18 protein-coding genes are annotated in these 17,143 nt (G+C 61.7%); 13 read left to right on the forward strand and 5 right to left on the reverse strand.

Annotated features, from left to right (window positions below; all coding sequences use genetic code 11):
* Positions 1 to 286 precede the first annotated feature (286 nt).
* From ACGJAX_RS25210 to ACGJAX_RS25220, 3 genes are read right to left on the reverse strand one after another with little or no spacing between them, the layout of a single operon-like run.
* Positions 287 to 979: a hypothetical protein gene (locus ACGJAX_RS25210; protein ID WP_390956572.1), complete on the reverse strand. Its 693-nt coding sequence runs from the start codon at positions 977 to 979 to the stop codon at positions 287 to 289.
* Positions 976 to 3,714 carry a toxin VasX gene (locus ACGJAX_RS25215; RefSeq protein ID WP_390956573.1) on the reverse strand — a complete coding sequence of 913 codons (2,739 nt, stop codon included), beginning with the start codon at positions 3,712 to 3,714 and terminating at the stop codon, positions 976 to 978. The genes ACGJAX_RS25210 and ACGJAX_RS25215 overlap by 4 nt, the downstream gene beginning before the upstream one ends.
* On the reverse strand, positions 3,711 to 3,923 hold the full coding sequence (locus ACGJAX_RS25220) for a hypothetical protein (protein ID WP_390956574.1): 213 nt from the start codon (positions 3,921 to 3,923) through the stop codon (positions 3,711 to 3,713). The genes ACGJAX_RS25215 and ACGJAX_RS25220 overlap by 4 nt, the downstream gene beginning before the upstream one ends.
* A 291-nt stretch (positions 3,924 to 4,214) precedes the next feature.
* Here ACGJAX_RS25220 and ACGJAX_RS25225 point away from each other — a divergent pair, with 291 nt between their 5' ends.
* The 4 genes from ACGJAX_RS25225 (at position 4,215) to ACGJAX_RS25240 (ending at position 8,954) form a co-directional block, all read left to right on the forward strand.
* Positions 4,215 to 4,433, forward strand: a complete 219-nt coding sequence (locus ACGJAX_RS25225; protein ID WP_248915224.1) for a DUF4287 domain-containing protein — start codon at positions 4,215 to 4,217, stop codon at positions 4,431 to 4,433.
* A gap of 265 nt (positions 4,434 to 4,698) precedes the next feature.
* Positions 4,699 to 6,255, forward strand: coding sequence for a glycosyltransferase family 39 protein (locus tag ACGJAX_RS25230; RefSeq protein WP_390956575.1), 1,557 nt, complete (start codon positions 4,699 to 4,701; stop codon positions 6,253 to 6,255).
* 249 nt (positions 6,256 to 6,504) lie between these two features.
* Positions 6,505 to 8,031, forward strand: a complete 1,527-nt coding sequence (locus ACGJAX_RS25235) for a DUF3300 domain-containing protein (RefSeq protein WP_390956576.1) — start codon at positions 6,505 to 6,507, stop codon at positions 8,029 to 8,031.
* A gap of 80 nt (positions 8,032 to 8,111) precedes the next feature.
* Positions 8,112 to 8,954, forward strand: a complete 843-nt coding sequence (locus tag ACGJAX_RS25240; protein WP_390959992.1) for a DUF2950 family protein — start codon at positions 8,112 to 8,114, stop codon at positions 8,952 to 8,954.
* Positions 8,955 to 9,023: 69 nt separating this feature from the next.
* Here the strand turns inward: ACGJAX_RS25240 and ACGJAX_RS25245 are convergent, their stop codons facing one another.
* Positions 9,024 to 9,512, reverse strand: coding sequence for a hypothetical protein (locus ACGJAX_RS25245; protein ID WP_390956577.1), 489 nt, complete (start codon positions 9,510 to 9,512; stop codon positions 9,024 to 9,026).
* 247 nt (positions 9,513 to 9,759) lie between these two features.
* Here ACGJAX_RS25245 and ACGJAX_RS25250 point away from each other — a divergent pair, with 247 nt between their 5' ends.
* From ACGJAX_RS25250 to ACGJAX_RS25290, 9 genes are all read left to right on the forward strand, one after another.
* Complete coding sequence (locus ACGJAX_RS25250; protein ID WP_390956578.1) at positions 9,760 to 10,161, forward strand: hypothetical protein; 402 nt, start codon at positions 9,760 to 9,762, stop codon at positions 10,159 to 10,161.
* A gap of 137 nt (positions 10,162 to 10,298) precedes the next feature.
* Positions 10,299 to 10,598, forward strand: a complete 300-nt coding sequence (locus ACGJAX_RS25255) for a hypothetical protein (protein ID WP_248915227.1) — start codon at positions 10,299 to 10,301, stop codon at positions 10,596 to 10,598.
* Between the two features lie 83 nt (positions 10,599 to 10,681).
* Positions 10,682 to 11,251, forward strand: a complete 570-nt coding sequence (locus ACGJAX_RS25260; RefSeq protein ID WP_390956579.1) for a chorismate mutase — start codon at positions 10,682 to 10,684, stop codon at positions 11,249 to 11,251.
* 195 nt (positions 11,252 to 11,446) lie between these two features.
* Positions 11,447 to 11,848, forward strand: coding sequence for a hypothetical protein (locus tag ACGJAX_RS25265; protein WP_390956580.1), 402 nt, complete (start codon positions 11,447 to 11,449; stop codon positions 11,846 to 11,848).
* Positions 11,849 to 11,955: 107 nt separating this feature from the next.
* Positions 11,956 to 12,687 (forward strand): GDSL-type esterase/lipase family protein, encoded by a 732-nt coding sequence (locus ACGJAX_RS25270; protein ID WP_390956581.1) that lies wholly within the window; start codon positions 11,956 to 11,958, stop codon positions 12,685 to 12,687.
* A 26-nt stretch (positions 12,688 to 12,713) separates the two neighbouring features.
* Entirely contained in the window at positions 12,714 to 13,142 is a 429-nt protein-coding gene (locus tag ACGJAX_RS25275) for a nuclear transport factor 2 family protein (RefSeq protein WP_390956582.1), read from the forward strand.
* Positions 13,143 to 13,425: 283 nt separating this feature from the next.
* Positions 13,426 to 14,409: an iron ABC transporter permease gene (locus tag ACGJAX_RS25280; protein WP_162493945.1), complete on the forward strand. Its 984-nt coding sequence runs from the start codon at positions 13,426 to 13,428 to the stop codon at positions 14,407 to 14,409.
* The gene (locus tag ACGJAX_RS25285) at positions 14,409 to 15,176 is read left to right on the forward strand and encodes a heme ABC transporter ATP-binding protein (protein WP_390956583.1); all 768 of its coding nucleotides are present in this window, start codon (positions 14,409 to 14,411) and stop codon (positions 15,174 to 15,176) included. Before ACGJAX_RS25280 ends, ACGJAX_RS25285 begins: the two co-directional genes overlap by 1 nt.
* 52 nt (positions 15,177 to 15,228) lie before the next feature.
* The gene (locus ACGJAX_RS25290) at positions 15,229 to 16,113 is read left to right on the forward strand and encodes a ChaN family lipoprotein (RefSeq protein ID WP_390956584.1); all 885 of its coding nucleotides are present in this window, start codon (positions 15,229 to 15,231) and stop codon (positions 16,111 to 16,113) included.
* Between the two features lie 74 nt (positions 16,114 to 16,187).
* On the opposite strand, the gene ACGJAX_RS25295 is transcribed toward ACGJAX_RS25290, so the two are convergent.
* Positions 16,188 to 16,958, reverse strand: a complete 771-nt coding sequence (locus ACGJAX_RS25295) for a DeoR family transcriptional regulator (protein ID WP_390956585.1) — start codon at positions 16,956 to 16,958, stop codon at positions 16,188 to 16,190.
* Positions 16,959 to 17,143: the final 185 nt, after the last annotated feature.

Below are 17,143 nucleotides of genomic sequence, written 5' to 3' on the forward strand. Positions count from 1 at the left end.
TGGAGCTATGAAAGCTACAAACAAAGGAATCCAGATTCCAAACGCTAATCTTTTTCCCTGCTCGACCATCCCGTAGTTGTTCCCCCCCAACTCCAGATAGGTCTCATTCATCGCCGAAAAGTTACGCCGAGAGACTGGCGCCTGCCCGGTGTACACCGGCAATGGCGCCAGAAACAGGGTTTCGTTCAATCCCCGAACCCGCAGCTGCCCGGCGCTGGGCCGCTGGCTGCGAATGTCCGGCGCCGGCTCGGCGGTATCAGGCTTGTCTTGGCGTTTGAACAGTTGGCTAAACATCGACCGTCGCCATTTCGTCACGGGTGAACCACCAGTAAGGGGCATCGCCCGTGCCGCGGGGCAAGCTGTCCACGGCCTCGAGCCTGAATCGGCCCTGGGTCGGCAAACGTACCCCCCGCACCGTGGCGATGCGCAGGTCGCTCAGGACAAAACAGGTGCGGTGAAGCAAGTCGCGCCCGGGCTCCAGTTGGTAACCGATGTTGATCGCCAGGGCAAAATCCCATGCCTGGATGCCTGTGCCGATGGGCAGGTGAAGGGTCAGGGCCTCCTCTTCCTGGCTGGCGACCACGGCAACCGCCGCCCACGCCGCGCTGCATTCCTGCCAGCGGGTCGGCGGTAACTGCCGACTGTAGGGCCGGGGTCGATGCAGATCGCCGGTTTGACGATAGGCCTGCAAATGCAGCTGACGGCTGTCCATTTCCCGGGTGCGCACGCCGGGCAGTCGCAGTTGCACATAGGTGCGTTCACCCTCACGGACCAGCTCGCAGGTGGGTTGTTGCACCACCCGGGCCAACGCGCTCCAGTCCTCGGCCAGGCTGCGTTGCAGGTTGGCCTTGCCCCAGGCGCTGGCTTGCAGCCATTTCTGCAGTGCGTCCAGGTTGAAGTAGTTGTACAGGCCTTCGCCCACCAGTTGCAGGGCCGTGCCGATCAACCCCACCAGGTTGGCCCTGGCAGCGATGCTCAACAGCCGCGGGCTGGCTTCGGCCCAGGCCAGGGCCCGCAGCTCGGCGGGTTTTTGAGTACCTGGCTGATGATCGACGTCGTGTGTTTGGCGCCCCAGGTGTTGGTGGCCACGAGGATGCCGTCGCCGGCGATTTGCAGGGTCGTGGCCGCCAAGGCCTGGTGATTGCCTTGGGCCAGCGCTTTAGCCCATTGCCGGGAGTGCTTGCCGAGATCGGTTAAGGCAGCAAGACCGCCAAACCCAAATGCTCCAACTCCTGCGATACCGCTCCAGCGTCCTAAACGGCTCATGGTGTTGAGTTTGCCGGCGGCGCTGTCCATTTGCACGATATATGCCTGAAGGAGTGTTACCGACAGGCCCTGTACAGCGGCAAAGCCAGCAGCTGACATTACAATAAATGCCTCAACAAGAGCTCCCAGGCCTGATAACGAGCGATAACTATCCTTACCAAGCGCACTCAACACCTCCACAAACTTCTGCCCCTGATAAACAAACAGCAACAACGCAATCCCGTCCCCCCCGGACTTCAACGCACTCATCAGTGGCTGGCCAAACGTCCCCGTGGCGCGGAAATCACGCACGGTGCGCACCATTTCGTCACGCAGCGCCGGGGCCATGCCATCGATCACGGTGCCGATTTGCCAGGGGCCACCCGCGCCAACGGTCAGGGCCCGGCTGAGGTGGTCTTCCAGCGGCACCAGCGCGGTCTTGAGACTAATGATCCGCTGGTTGAGCCTCTGCTCACCGCCGGGCTCGGTCAGGCCATAGATTTGCCGCGACAACTCGCGATGGCGCTGTTTGTAGGTGTCCTTGAGCTGGCGGCGCAGGTCGAGCGCGGCATCGCGGGCCTGGTTGAACGCCTGGATTTCCGCCGCCGACGCCGCCCGCAGGGTCAAGCCGCTGCGGGAAAACTCGCGTAACAGTTGCAGACGTGCCGGCACGCCCAGGTCGCGGATGAAGTTGTTGGGGTCGATATGTTGTCGTTGCTTGAATGCGTTGTAGGCCGTGTCTAACTCGTCCGCGATACTGAGTTGCCTCGCCGGGTTATACGCCCCGTCCAACAAACTCTGCAGCCCCCTGAACCGCGTATTCAGGTCCTCAAAGTTCGGCAACCGCTCATTCATCAGGCTTCTGAACTGGTTGCTCAGCACATTCACGCTGGCAAGGCTTTCCGGTGCCGTGGCGAGGGTGATCGAGAAATTGCTCAGGTCCATGAGTTTCTTGCTCAGGTCGAGCTGATCGGCCCGGGTCAGGGTGTCCAGCCCCGGCACCACGGTGAGCAGGTTGCTTTGCAGGTAGGCGGCCAGTTTTTCGGTGGCTTCGCGGTCACCGCACAGGGCGGCCACGCAGACGAATTCGGTCTCCAGGCGATGGCGGATCTGGGCATCGCTGCGGAAGTCGTAATACCAGGCGGCACGGTGGAAATGGCCGGCGACGATCATGTTCAAGCGGTCTTCGCGAATCACCTGCAGGCGCTTGTGCCAATGGGCCAGCAGCGTTTGCTGCTGGCGGACAAATGCTTCCATCCCGGCCCGATTGACCAGATGATCAATGCCGCGCTGGCCGATAGCCTCGCCGTGCAACGTTTCCCAGGTTTGCCCGTGGAGCCTGGCAATGGTGTCTCGATGCTTTTGCCACAGCGCCACGCCCAGGGCGTCCTGCAGGTTGACGGCGGCGCGCGCATAAGGATCGCTGGCCGCCGCCTTGCGCCAATGGGCCTCGTCGCCATGGATCGGCGGCCCGTCATGGTCACGCCGGATGCGCAGATACTCTTCAAGGGCGGCCTGCTGCGCAGGGTCGGTGTCTTCTATCAGGGCGTTGACATCGGCATCGCGGGTAGCCAGCGCCTCGAGGCGCGCCGGTGTCACCTCGTACAAGGACTGGATGTAGGCACCGGTGAGGTACTTGCGCTGGGCGTCGTCGTCGGCGCTCCATTGCTCGATCCAGTCCGCGACTTGCAGCTGGGCGCTGGCCAGGTCGCGCATCACCCCAAAGTCGTCGCGCAACACCAGGAATAGGTAGTCGTTCTGATGATCCCCCAGCACCTGGCTGGTGAGTGCTTCGATCGCCGTGGCCTTGAACAGCGGCCTGTCTTCCCAGCCATAGGGCTGGCGCTCTTGCGGGTGGGCGCCTTCGGGCAACGGCTCGCGGCCCTGGGCTGGCGCGCCCGCTTCAGCGACCTCGGCCAGCCAGGTTATCGCCTGGCGCAGGCTCAGCAAATCGGCGCCGCCCCGGTCCGGGCAGGCTTTGGCCAGCTCGATGCGTTGCATCAAGCGCTCGCGCTCGGTGGCGTCCTTGAGCACTTGCGAACACTTGTAGGCCGTCCACTGGATTTCCGAATAGCTGGCAAACAAGGTGTGCCGACGGGCGAAGACCAAGTGCGGTTCACCCACCGACGTGGTGCGCGTATCGCCCGCCACCTCCGGGCCCTGCCACAGCAGCTTGCTGATCTGCCCCTGTTCGACGCGGTATTCGTGCAGGTAGCCGGTGCCGCTGTCGATGATGTACAGGTAACCGTCGCGCAGCAGGCGTATGCCCAGCGGCTGGCTGTTCAGCTTGAGCGGCAGGGTCAGTTCGGATGAGGGATCAAGGTGTTCGACCAGTCCATAACGCAGCGGCAGCAACTGCACTTTCTGGCTCATCAGGGGACACAGGCCCATGGGCGAACGGATGTCCTGGGCGCTCTTGGCCATGGCGGCGATGTTGGCAGCACCTCGGAGCGGTGGTTGGACTGTCACGGCACGTCTCCCGGTCGTTCGGTCGAGCGCGCATGTGCCAGCTCCGCTGCACGTTGCACGCGGCTCAACAGTGATTGTTGGGTCGACACCGTCAGCAGCTCGACGATGTCCGGGTGATCGCTCAACGGCTGGCCGGCCAGATAGCCGAAGTCGTGACAAATAGCAGGGGTCTGCAGCACTAACTGCGCCGCATGGGTCGACCGGAACATACGCTTATCCTTAAGCAAGGAAGAAAAGAAGTGCGATGTTCAAACCGTCCCTGGTTCGTGCTCGCGAAAATTGGCACGCACGCTACCAAGGCAAAAAGCGGATAGATGTAGGAAGAATCTTTAAAGTCGGAAGGACTTGTCCTTTACGAGACAAATACCCTGCTGAAAATCAGGGTCTGATCCACTGGGCTTTTCGTGTCTGCTGCATTTCAGCCCAAGTTGCCTATACTGCGTTCGAATTCGGCCAGCCGCAGTGTTTGCCATCACCCAAGCCAAAAAGGAGTTTGCCTCATGACCGAAGACTCAAAAATCAAAGGGCCGGCGTCTTACTTCCCCTCCATTGAAAAAAAGTACGGGCAGCCTGTCACTCACTGGCTGAATCTGCTCGAATCAGTCAGCGGCAAGAAGCATATGGAGTTGGTGGCCTTACTCAAATCCGAACACGGTATCGGCCATGGTCATGCCAACGCGTTAGTTGCCCACTATTTGGCTTCAGCTAGAAGCGACTGACTACACGGCATCATTGGGGCCTTCTCGGCGCTGCGATGGGGCCAATCAAGCCGAATCCGCCGCTCTTCCGGATCCAGCAGTCTGACATGAACCATTGTTTATGCTGTTATTCACACTCCTGCATTAATGGGTGTGTTAACTGGATATGAACCGCAACTAATGATTTATTCGCGATCTACTGACAATTCCATCACATTTCAACCGATAGCCTTGACGGTCCAGACGCTTCACCGACGTCACGGCGAGCGCAACGTGCGAAACTCTCATGAAAAAAACGTTAGTCAGTTTTCTAAAAAGTGAACAGGGTGCGCTGATACTTCTGCTGAGCGTCTCCGCGCTCTTGATGCTTTTCGGGTTAGGTGCCAGAGAGCTTTGGGGCCCGGAAACCCGCTGGGCAAACATCGCCCTGCAGATGATGCAAACTGGCGATTATTTCGACCCTTATCTCAAGGGCACGCCCTATTACGACAAACCACTGCCTTCCTATTGGTTGATTACCGCCACTGCCCATTTGATGGGTGGCCTTGGGAATTGGTCGCTGCGTCTGCCCACGGTCTTGTCGGCGTGGGTGAGTGTCTGGCTGGTCTACCTGATCGGTGAACAGTTGTATCGCAAAGGCACCGGCCTGATCGCTGGCTGGTTTCTGACGACGACGTTCTTTTTCGTATTTTGGGCCCGGGTCGCCACGGCGGACATCCTCACGGTTTGCGGTGTCCTGGGTGCGGTCTGGTGGTATTGGCGCGGTCCGAACGATACGCGCCTGAGTCGCTACATCGTGTTTTTCCTGATACTGGCGCTGACCTCGCTGTTCAAGGGCTTGATCGGGTTCATTCTTCCCGGGCTGATCCTGCTGCCGCACTTGCTGGGCGAAGGGCGCTGGAAAAACCACCTCAATCCCCGTCTGTGCCTGGCGCTCCTGGTGGCAGGCGCGTTCTACATGCTGCCGTTCCTGCTGTCGCAACGCTACGGCACGCCAAGCTACGAACAGAGCGGGCTTGATCTGGTCTTTCGGGAAAACGTGGTCCGATTCTTTCAGCCATTCGACCAATTTGGCCCGATCTACACCTATCTGATTTATCTGCCGGTCTACACCCTGCCCTGGGCTCCCTGCTGGATACTCGGCCTGTGGGTGGCCGTGCGCAGCTGGAAGCACACCGAGCCCAACGTTCGCTGGCTGATTGGCGGCCTGGGGCTGCTGTTCCTGTTCTTTACCGCCAGCGGTAGTCGACGCAGCTATTACGTATTGCCACTGGTGCCGTTTGCCCAATTGCTGGCGGCCTGGTGGGTTACCCGGCGCATGGCCGAGCGAGAGGCTGCGGGTAAAGTCAGCGGCCCAGGCTGGACCAAGGGCATTGCCGGCGCGGCTGGTTTCTTGTTGTTGATTCTGGGGATCGTCTATCCCTGGACCAACGGCGGAGACGGCGGGGTCATGCAGTTCAGCAAGGATGTGCGTGCCGAAGCCAGCAAAACGGCGCCGTGGAACGAATGGCGCCTGGTGCTGGTGGACGTCGACAACAAGCTGCCCATGTACCTGCAAAACCATGGCTCACCGTTTTATTACGTTCAGCCGGACTCGGACATTCCGAAAAGTGGTGACAGCGCGGCACTCATGGCGTGGCTGGAAAAGAAAAGTGGCGAGCGCTGGAATCCCGAACGCACGATCATTGTCGAGCCGTACGAGGACATCAATCGATTGCCCCTGGGCTATCTGACTGCCGATCATCAGTTGATCACCACCAGGCCCAACAACGGCGCCCGCTTGACTCACTCCCATGAAGCCGGCAGTGCTGCGTACATTCCCAAGGTGAAAACGGGCGACTGAGGTCCCTCTTTTCCGCGTGCATAACCCTCGTGGATTTTCGGGGGTGGTCGACCGACCACCCCCCATCAGGCATACACATCCTTACCGCGTAGTCATTCGCTCCCCTCACTGAACCGCCGATTCAGTGGCAGACATTTTTTGTTTGCTACTATTACTGCACGGCATCGAGGTCGTGGCTTGCAAAGTCAGTTGTCACCTCCCTGGCATGGATTCACTCCTTTCAAATCTGCCAGACCAAAGGGAGCTGCGATGCGCCTTCCATTTCTTTATGCATTGTCCACGCTCGTTTTTTTGAGCGGCACCCCTTGCTTTGCGCAGGCAGCGGATACCGCCACCACCCACCCAGCCGCCAATGCACCGGCCCCGGCGCCCGCTAAAGATGCCGTGTTTACCCAAGAGCAGCTGGATCAAATGCTGGCGCCGATTGCGCTTTACCCGGACCCGCTGCTGGCACAGGTACTGATGGCGACGACCTACCCTGGTGAAGTGACCGAAGCGGTTACCTGGTCCAAAGCCAATCCGGACGCCAAGGGCGATGACGCGGTCAAGCAAGTGGCAAACCAGCCATGGGACCCCAGCGTGCAGGCGCTGGTCGCCTTCCCCCAGGTGCTGGCGACGCTGGGACAGGACCCCGTGTGGGTACAGCGCTTGGGTGATGCCTTCCTGGCGCAACCGGATGATGTCATGGAGGGCGTGCAACGCTTGCGTCGCCAAGCGCAAGCCGCCGGCAACCTGCAGAGCAACCAGTATCAGAACGTGACCATCCAGAATGTGGCGGCTCCCGCCCCGGCACCGGCACCCGCCGCGACGAGTTCGGCCCCCGCACCGGCCCCTGCCAGCAGCAGCTCCACCATCATCATTCAACCCGCCGATCCGCAGGTGGTGTACGTCCCCACCTATAACCCGACCACCACGTACGGCACCTGGCCCTATCCGGCGTCGCCGCCGGCTTACTACCCACCGCCGCCGGCCTATTACCCCGGCCAGGCGTTGATGGCCGGGCTGGCGTTCGGGACCGGGGTGGCAATCGTCGGCGCGTTGTGGGGTGAATGCGACTGGGGCAATAACGACGTCGATATCAACGTCAATCGCTACAACAACATCAATGGCAACAACCGAATCACCAATAACAGCTGGCAGCACAACCCCGTGCATCGCAATGGCGTGCCCTACCGGGACACCAGAAGCCGCGAACAGTACGGCCGTCAACTGGACGGCGCCAATCAGCGTCAGGCCTACCGGGGGGAAGATGCCCAACGCGCCCAGGCGCGTGACAAGGCCCGTAGCTCAATGGACAAGCACGGCATCGAACGGCCCGCCACCAGCAACCTCGAAGCCCGGGATCGTGCGCGCGAAGCCCAGGCGCGAGACTCGGGCAATCGGTTACAAGCCGGTGCAGACAAATCCAGGGCATCAGACAGAGCCAACGCCACAGACAGACCGAAAGCGACTGACAGAAGCCAGGGCACGGCCAGGAATACCCGGGACAATCAGCAGCCCAGGAAAGAGACCGCGCAAGGCAATCAACGCGCACAAGGCAATGCACAGGCACGCCAGACCACGCAAAACCGGCCGGCCGCGAAGCCCGCCAGCCGGGGCAGCGCTCCCGACAATGCCTTCGCTGGCGCGCGCTCACCGTCCCAGGCCAACCTGCAAGCCAGTCGTGGCCGGGCCAGTCAGGCATCCGTTCAGCGCCCCAGCGCCTCACGTTCAGCCGGCCAGCAGATCAGTCGGCCTTCCACTCCACCAGCGCGTCAAAGGGGGGGCCGCCGTTGAATAACCATCCTCGAGTACCGGCTCTCAAAGGCCTGCTTGGTAGTGCCCTGGCGATCACGGCCGGTTTGGCCTGGTCCTGCATGGTCATGGCACAGCAGGCGTTTCCCACCCCTGAAAAGGCCGCCCAGGCGTTCGTCGAAGCACTGGGCACAAAACACGCGGATCAGAAACGCCTGACCGAGTTACTGGGCAACGAATGGCGCACCTACATCCCCCGCGAAGGCGCGGAGCGCAAAGACGTGGATGCGTTTTTGAAGCAATACCGCGAGCAACACGGCATTGAAAAAACCAGTGATGGCAAGGCCATTCTGTCGGTGGGCAGTGACCACTGGACATTGCCCATTCCCATGGTCAAAAGCGCACAAGGTTGGCACTTCGACATCAAGGCCGGCAGTGCCGAGATCCGTGCCCGTCAAATTGGCCGCAACGAACTCGCCGCCGTGCAGTCGGCACTGGCCTATCACGACGCCCAGATGGACTACGCGTCAGTGGATCGTGACGGTGACGGCGCACTTGAATACGCGCAGAAAATCTTCAGCACCCCGGGCAAGCACGACGGGCTCTACTGGGCGGACGACAACAGTGGTCAGATCAGCCCGCTGGGCCCCGAGTTCGGCAAGACCATTGACGGCCAGGACTGGCATGGTTACCACTTCCGCATCCTCGATGGCCAGGGCCCTTCGGCACCGGGCGGCGCCTATAGCTACCTGATCGGCGACAAGATGAGCCGGGGCTTTGCACTGATCGCCTGGCCGGCACAATACGGCGAGAGTGGCGTGATGAGTTTCATGATCAGCCATGATGGTCAGGTATTCGAGAAAGACCTGGGGCCCGACGGTGAGAAGCTGGCGCAGTCGATGAAGCTGTTTGATCCGGATGACAGTTGGAAAGTGGTGCCTGCGGATGACGAGCGGCCGGATTGACTATGGACGGCGGCTAGCCGGTTTGCCCGGCCAGCCGCGATGGCGATTGAAGACTCAACAGCCACTGACTCAATAGGACTTTTTCGTTCCCGACGTGCCGGCGCGGCTCAAGCCTTTTGTGTTGTGGTCCCCTGGAGTCGAGGTCGAAATAGCCGAGGCTTTGGTCAGGCCGCGAGTAGTTTTGGAATGGGCGATGCCCGAGGTGGTCGCGCCATGACCACGATCGTGATTGCGATCACTGCCATAGTGGTTGCCGCTTATCCCGTGGTCACGAACCGCCTTGCCGGCATGATCGCTGCTCAGCCCATTGCCACGGCCATTACTGGCAGAACCACCGTCGTGATCCGAATCGCTGTGACCGCTGCCCTCACCACCGCCCTTACCGGTGCCACCATGGCCACCACCTTCACCGCCATGACCACCACCACCACCACCACCACCACCATCCTTCGCGTAGGCGGCGTTCATGATCGACAGATCAGCAGGGAGTAACGGAGCGGCTGCCAGCATCAGGGCGCAGGACATTACAGCAATGAGACTCTTGTTCTTCAAAAGCATGGTCGCTTCCATAGGGTTGATATCGCGAACTGTATGACGCGATAAATCAACGCCGGTTCAAATCCTGCGACAGACGGAATGCCGGTCGCTGCCGAGTCACTTCGGATCATCACGCACGCGAAGGGTAAGTCGATTCCCCTATCAATCCCGTCGATGTTCACCATCACATCAATGAAGTTCTCTTAAAAAACCGGCGGCGTAACATGAGCTCCATACCCAACAAACAACACCCCCGGAGCACACGATCATGAAACGCCAAACCCTCCTCAGCATCGCTTTTTCGATCTTTGCAGTGAACGCTTTTGCCGCTACCTCTGTTCAGCCTGTTGTCGCTGAAGGCGGCTCGGATCGTCTGATTGAAAGCCGTGTGGCTGAAGGGGGTTCTGACCGCCTGATCGAAAACCGCATCGCTGCCGATGGCTCCGACCATCTGCAAGGCAACACTGTCGCCGCCGATGGTTCCGACCACCTGCAAGGCAACACTGTCGCCGCCGATGGCTCCGACCATCTGCAAGGCAACACCGTCGCCGCCGATGGTTCCGACCACCTGCAAGGCAACACTGTCGCCGCCGATGGCTCCGACCACCTGCAAGGCAACACCGTCGCCGAAGGTGGTTCCGATCGCCTGATCGAGAACCGCGCTGCCTGAGTCATTCGCCCTGGCGCAGTACCCCGCAAAAAGCCCGGCCTGATCAGCCGGGCTTTTTCTTGGGCGCCCGTTTTGTGCTTGATCGATTATCCTGTGGCACCCCACTCCACCCTGCCATGCATCTATCGGAGACACCTGTGCCCCCCTTGACCGCCCGCGAGGTTTATCAGCAATTGCGTGACGTCGCCCAAGGCATACGCACGCTAAAGCGCCTGAACGAACAAGCCGTGGCCGGCCAGGTGCTGGTCGACATCGAGGGTTGGCGCTTGATGCTTGAGGTCGAGGCGCATCAGCTGCGCCACTGCCTGCATTGCCTGAGCACGGACGGTCGTACGCTCGCCGGTTGGCAGCGTTACGGCACCGACCCGGTGAGTCTGCTCAGCACTTGGGAGCTGGCGCAGATTGAGCGGCGGCTGGCCGCGCCTGAGTCCGCTTGATTGCGCCGCGACCACTCGTCCCCTCGTCGCGCCTGTGCTACATAACACCCCTGTGTGAACTCCGTTCCCGATGAGGTCTGCTTATGCTCCACTTTCCACGCCTTTCGCCGTTGCTGACGGGCGCCCTGCTCGGCGTTCTCGCCAGCGGCACCCAGGCCGCTGCTCCCACCCCGGCACCCGATACGCTACAACCGTTACTGGCCACGATCAATGAGCGCTTGAATCTTGCTGATCAGGTGGCGTTGACCAAATGGGACAGTGGCAAGCCGATCCAGGATACCGCTCGGGAGACGCTGGTCATCGCCAATGCCCGCAGGCAGGCAATCGAACACAAACTGGACCCGGACGACGCCGCCGAGTTGGTCGCCGCCCAGATCGAAGCCAACAAGCTGGTGCAGTACGGGTTGCTGGCGCAGTGGCAAGCGGCGAGCAAGGTGCCTGACGTACCACGACCGGACCTCAATAAAATCAGGCCCCAACTGGACGAGTTGCAAAACCGTCTGTTACAGCAATACGCCGATTTCACGCCTTATCGCGTGGACCCGGACTGCCCGGCCTGGTTGGCCGCCCAGCGTTCCAGCCTGATCAAGGATGCGTTGCATGGCCAGGCGCTGATACGCGCCACCGGGGAGCTGTGTATCACTGAACAATGAGGCCAGCGGTATTCGCGGTTGTCGATGGCGTCCTTGAGAGGACCATCGCTGGCAGGCCGGCTCCCGCAAATATGCCAGCAGTACAGCCATTGACTGCGTCGATAGTCACCATTGACTCAATGAAGTTCTCTTAAAAAAACCGCGGCGTAACATGAGCTCCATACCCAACAAACAACACCCCCGGAGCACACGATCATGAAACGCCAAACCCTCCTCAGCATCGCTTTTTCGATCTTTGCAGTGAACGCTTTTGCCGCTACCTCTGCTCAACCTGTCGTCGCTGAAGGCGGCTCGGATCGTCTGATTGAAAGCCGTGTGGCTGAAGGGGGTTCCGACCGCCTGATCGAAAACCGCGTCGCTGCCGATGGTTCTGACCATCTGCAAGGCAACACTGTCGCTGCCGATGGCTCCGACCACCTGCAAGGCAACACTGTCGCTGCCGATGGCTCCGACCACCTGCAAGGCAACACTGTCGCCGCCGATGGCTCCGATCATCTGCAAGGCAACACCGTAGCCGCCGATGGCTCCGATCATCTGCAAGGCAACACTGTCGCCGAAGGTGGTTCCGATCGCCTGATCGAGAATCGCGCTGCCTAAGCCGCTCGCTCTACCGCAGCACCCCGCAAAAGCCCGGCCTGATCAGCCGGGCTTTTTCGTGGGCGATATTTAAGCGAATCTATGGCTCCCCTCACAGGATCCTCTCCATGAGCAAGACTGAAACGCTGGCCAAAATCGTGCTCGGTCCCGTGTTGCTCATGCAGGGTATGTACACCCGGCGGGTCACGCCGAAATTGCCGGAAGCCGAGGGTGAACGCGAAGGTGTGGCTGGCATTGGTCAGGACCTGCGTGTGCTGATTCTCGGTGACAGCGCCGCAGCCGGGGTCGGTGCACCCACGCAAGCCGAAGCGCTGAGCGGCCAGTTGGTCAGCCGCCTGGCCACGGATCATCAGGTGTTCTGGAAGCTCTGGGCGCGCTCCGGGCTGGACTCCCAGGCGCTGCTGGATCTGCTCGCAGAGCGTGCGCCGGAACGCTTCGACGTGGTGCTGCTGTCCATCGGTGTCAACGATGTCACGAGTCAATTGTCGGCCGAGCAGTGGATCGCCCTGCAACAGCGATTGATGGACGTGCTGCGCGACCAATTCGCGGTGAAGCAGATCATCCTGTCCCCGCTCCCGCCCATGCACCTGTTTCCCGCCTTGCCGCAACCGCTACGCTGGTACCTGGGCAACCGGGCGGCGCGCTTCAACACTCGGCTCGCCGGGCTGGCCGCGGGCAACGATCACTGTACGATGCTGACGACCCGGCTGGCGCCCGTGGCCGGTTCGATGGCGCGGGACGGTTTTCATCCTGGCCCGGCGATCTACAGTGTGTGGGCCGACGATGCCGCCCGGGCCATAGCCCGGCGCTGTCGAGCCAGCGCATCAGACAAGGTTTGAACCACAACAATAAACAGGAGTTGAAAATGTCCGGACTGAAACTGCATCCCAATGCCGCAGCGTCCTTGAACCAGTGGCACGAGATGATCCGCAGCGGCGACCTCAGTGCCCTGCCCGGTTTGCTCGACCCCAACGCGGTGTTCCGCTCGCCCATGGCGCATACGCCATATCCCGGCGCGCCGGTGGTCTCGATGATTCTCAACACAGTGTTCAACGTCTTCCAGGACTTTGCCTACCACCGCGAATTGGCCACGGACGACGGCTTGAATGTGGTGCTGGAGTTCAGCGCCATGGTTGGCGAAAAACAACTCAAAGGCATCGACATGATCCGTTTCAACGAAGAAGGAAAAATCGTCGATTTCGAGGTGATGGTCCGTCCGTTGAGTGGCTTGCAGGCACTGGGCGAGGAAATGGGACGACGCCTGGGCGCTTATCTGGCCGCCAGCAAAGCCTGATCTCTCTTCAATCAGCAAGGCGCCGCAGACCTTGCAGCCGCTACCAGGACGCGGAGCCTTGGCGTGTGCGCAAACCGGGCGTCGGTGGCATCATCTCCGGCTACCAAGGCTTCGATGCCGTAGCACCCACCGTCAATGTCTCTGATCGACCAAGGAAGTCCCTGATGCCTATGAAACCCCTTCTGCTCTGCGCCAATGCGTGCCTGGCCCAGACTGCCGGGGGCCAGCGATGACGGCGATTATCCGGCCGCGTCCGTTGCTGACAGGCCTCGGTCTGTTGCTGCTGTTGGTGTTCTGGATGTCCCTGGCCCTCGGGCCGGTCAGCTTGCCGCTGGGTGATACCTTGCTGGCCGGGTTTCGGCTACTCGGATTGCCACTGAACGGCGGCGACACCCAACAAGCGGAGCTGATCCTCGGCCAGATCCGCCTGCCACGCAGCTTGCTCGGCATCACGGTCGGCTCGGTGCTGGCGCTGTCGGGTGTGGCCATGCAGGGGTTGTTCCGCAACCCGCTGGCCGACCCGGGGCTGGTCGGCGTGTCCGGTGGTGCGGCGCTGGGTGCGGCCCTCGCCATCGTCGGCGGCAGCCTGCTCGGTGGTCTGCCGCCGATCATCGAGCCGTACCTGCTGTCGGTCTGCGCCTTCGCCGGCGGCCTGATCGTCACGGCGATCGTTTATCGCTTCGGGCGTCGCAATGGCCAGACCGACGTCGCGACCATGTTGCTGGCGGGTGTGGCCATGACGGCCATGGCCGGTGCCGGGGTCGGGCTGTTTACCTACCTGGCCGATGACGCCACGCTGCGCACCCTGACATTCTGGAACCTGGGCAGCCTCAACGGCGCCAGCTACCCGCGCTTGTGGCCGTTACTGATCGTCGCGATCGGCGTGGCGTTGTGGTTGCCACGTCGCGCGGCGGCACTCAATGCGCTGCTGTTGGGCGAGTCGGAAGCCCGTCACCTGGGTTTCAACGTCGAGCGGATCAAACTGGAGCTGGTGCTGTGCACCGCGCTGGGCGTCGGTGCGGCGGTGGCGGCCGCGGGCCTGATCGGTTTTATCGGCCTGGTGGTACCCCACCTGATGCGCCTGCTGGTCGGCCCCGATCACCGCGTCTTGTTGCCGGCGTCCTTGCTCGCCGGGGCCAGCCTGTTATTGCTGGCCGATCTGGTCGCGCGCCTGCTGCTGGCGCCGGCCGAGTTGCCGATTGGCATCGTCACCGCCCTCATCGGTGCTCCCTTCTTCCTTTACTTGCTGGTACGGGGGCGCTCCTGATGCTGCGGGCAAACAACCTGGCGGTACAGCGCGGCCGTCGCACCGTGCTGGCGGGCATCGATATCCAATTGCAGGCGGGGCACGTCCTCGGCGTCCTGGGGCCCAACGGCGCCGGTAAGAGTACCTTGCTCGCAGCCTTGTGCGATGAGCTGCCCGCCAGCGAAGGCACAGTCAGCCTCGACGGACAACCGCTGGCCGGCTGGCCGGGTCAGGAGCGGGCCAGGCGCCTGGCGGTGCTGCCGCAGAGTTCGAGCCTGAACTTTGCTTTTACGGTCAATGAAGTGGTGGGCATGGGCCGCTTGCCCCACGCCAGTGGTCGCGTGCGCGATGGCGAAATCGTCGCCGAGGCGCTCCGTGCCGCCGACGCCTTGCACCTGGCCGAACGCAGTTATCTGGCCCTGTCCGGGGGTGAGCGCCAGCGTGTGCACCTGGCCCGCGTGCTGGCGCAATTGTGGCCCGGTGCCGAGGGACAGATTCTGTTGCTCGACGAACCGACCTCGATGCTCGACCCGCTGCACCAGCACACCATCCTGCAAACCGTGCGCGATTTCGCCGGGCGCGGTGTGGCCGTCCTGGTGATCCTGCACGACCTCAACCTGGCGGCACGTTATTGCGATCACCTGCTGCTGTTGCAAGACGGTCGCCCCCGCGCCTACGGTACTCCAGACGCAGTCCTGACGGCCGAAACCCTGGAAGCGGTGTATGGCCTGCAAGTGCTGATTCAGCGGCACCCGGAACGTGGCCATCCATTGATTATCGCGCGCTGACCCGCCTGTGCCCGTTGTGTACGAGGCAACCATCGACTCACAAGGACATCCCATGCGCATTCTGTTGCTCTGCCTGTTCAGCCTGCTGGTGGCCTGCCAATCCCGTCTCGTGGCACCGACGCCGCCACCGATGGCCCCGCAAGGGCGGGATCACGCCGACTTCGGGGTCATCCGCGAACTCGCCAGCGGTCGCAGCCTCACGCCGCAGCAACTGGTCGAGCGCCTGGCCAGCGCGCCGCAGGTGCTGGTTGGCGAACAACACGACAACCCTGACCACCACGCCCTGCAACTCTGGCTGCTGCGCGAACTGGCGGCACAACGTCCCCAGGGTAGCCTGCTGATGGAAATGCTCAACCCCGACCAACAGGCCAGGGTCGATGCCGCGCAGGCCGCCAGCCGTGCCGGTCAACCACCGGCCGATCCCTATCAGGCGCTGGCCTGGCAAGCCAATTGGGATTGGGGCGTTTACGGGGCCGTGGTCAACTATGCGTTGCGTCAACCGTACCCGCTGTTGTCAGCCAACCTCGACCGCTCGCAGATCCTGCAGATCTACCAACAGCCCCCGACCCTGAGTGGTGCAGCGTCCAACACGCCGCAGGTTCAAGCCACCTTGCTGGACGACCTGCGCGCGTCCCACTGCGGGTTGCTGCCTGAAACGCTGCTGCCGTCCATGCTCGCGGTCCAGCAGCAGCGCGACCGGCGCATGGCCGAGCGCCTGCTTGCCGCGCCAACCCCTGCCCTGTTACTGGCCGGGGCGTTCCATGTGCGCAAGGACCTGGGCGTGCCTTTGCATTTGAAGGATCTCGGCGCCAGCCAGGACAGCCTGGTGTTGATCCTGGCCGAAGCCGGCAAGACCGTGAGCGCCGAAAGCGCTGATTACGTGTGGTATACGGCGGGACAAGAGGAACAGGATCACTGTGCGCAATTGCGTCAGTGAGCAGACATGCAAAAGGGTCGGCGGTGTGTCATTGCATGGACATTTGCATTGGATCTGCAACCGTCAAGCCACCGCTACACCAGAACAATACGTTTCAGCTTGGCGTTCAGTGCGGTGAACGCCGCTTCGGTACTCGCCTTGTGGTTGGTGATGAGCACGTCGATGCGTTCTGGCGGGCAGAAGGCGACGCGGCTCTCCACGCCAATCTTGCTGTAATCGGCGAGGATGACCACGCCTTCGGCATTGTCGGCCATCGCGCGCGCCACTTCGGCTTCGCGGTGGTCGTAGTTGCTTGCACCACGCTGGGCGTCGATGCCGACCGGCGACAACAGCGCCAGATCGGCCCGATAGCGGCCAATTTCCGCCACCGTGGTGCTGCCGACCGTCGCCGGCGCACGATCATCGAGTGAACCGCCCAGTACGAGCACCTCGTTGTGCCGACCGCCTGACGCGGCGGGGTTGCGCAGTTGCAGCGCGACGTTGAACGAGTTGGTGATCACAGTCAGCCCTCCCAGCTTGGCCAACTCTTCGGCAAGGATGACGGTGGTGGTGCCCGCGTCGATGAACACCGTCTGCCCATGCGACAGCAGACTGACCGCGGCGCGCGCAAGGTCACGCTTGAATTTGACGTTGATGTTCGCCCGCTCGGCGATGGGCGCTTCGTCCTCAACGCGGATGGCGCCACCGTGAATCCGTTTCAACTCCCCCTGTTCTTCCAGAGCGACCAGGTCGCGCCGTACCGTCTCGCGAGAAACATTCAGCTCCGTGACGATGCGGTCGGTGGTGACGCGCTGCAAGGTCGATAGCAGTGCGCGGATCCGCTGGTAACGCTCTTCTTGCCACATACCGGGTGTCCCTGCTGTTCGAGTCGCTGTCCGAGCACGCATTGTGGAGGGGCATCAGTCGCTGTCAAGTTTGGCGGGGCCCGGCTGATAAGGTCTGTGCGTCATGCTTGTGTAATATTGAGGCATTATTGTTTTTTTGTGTATTTGGAGCTAGCCTCGTGGCCGGACGGATTCTTCCCCTCGTC

The sequence above is a fragment of the Pseudomonas moorei genome (assembly GCF_042846945.1).
In the GTDB taxonomy this organism is placed as follows: Bacteria; Pseudomonadota; Gammaproteobacteria; order Pseudomonadales; family Pseudomonadaceae; genus Aquipseudomonas; species Aquipseudomonas moorei.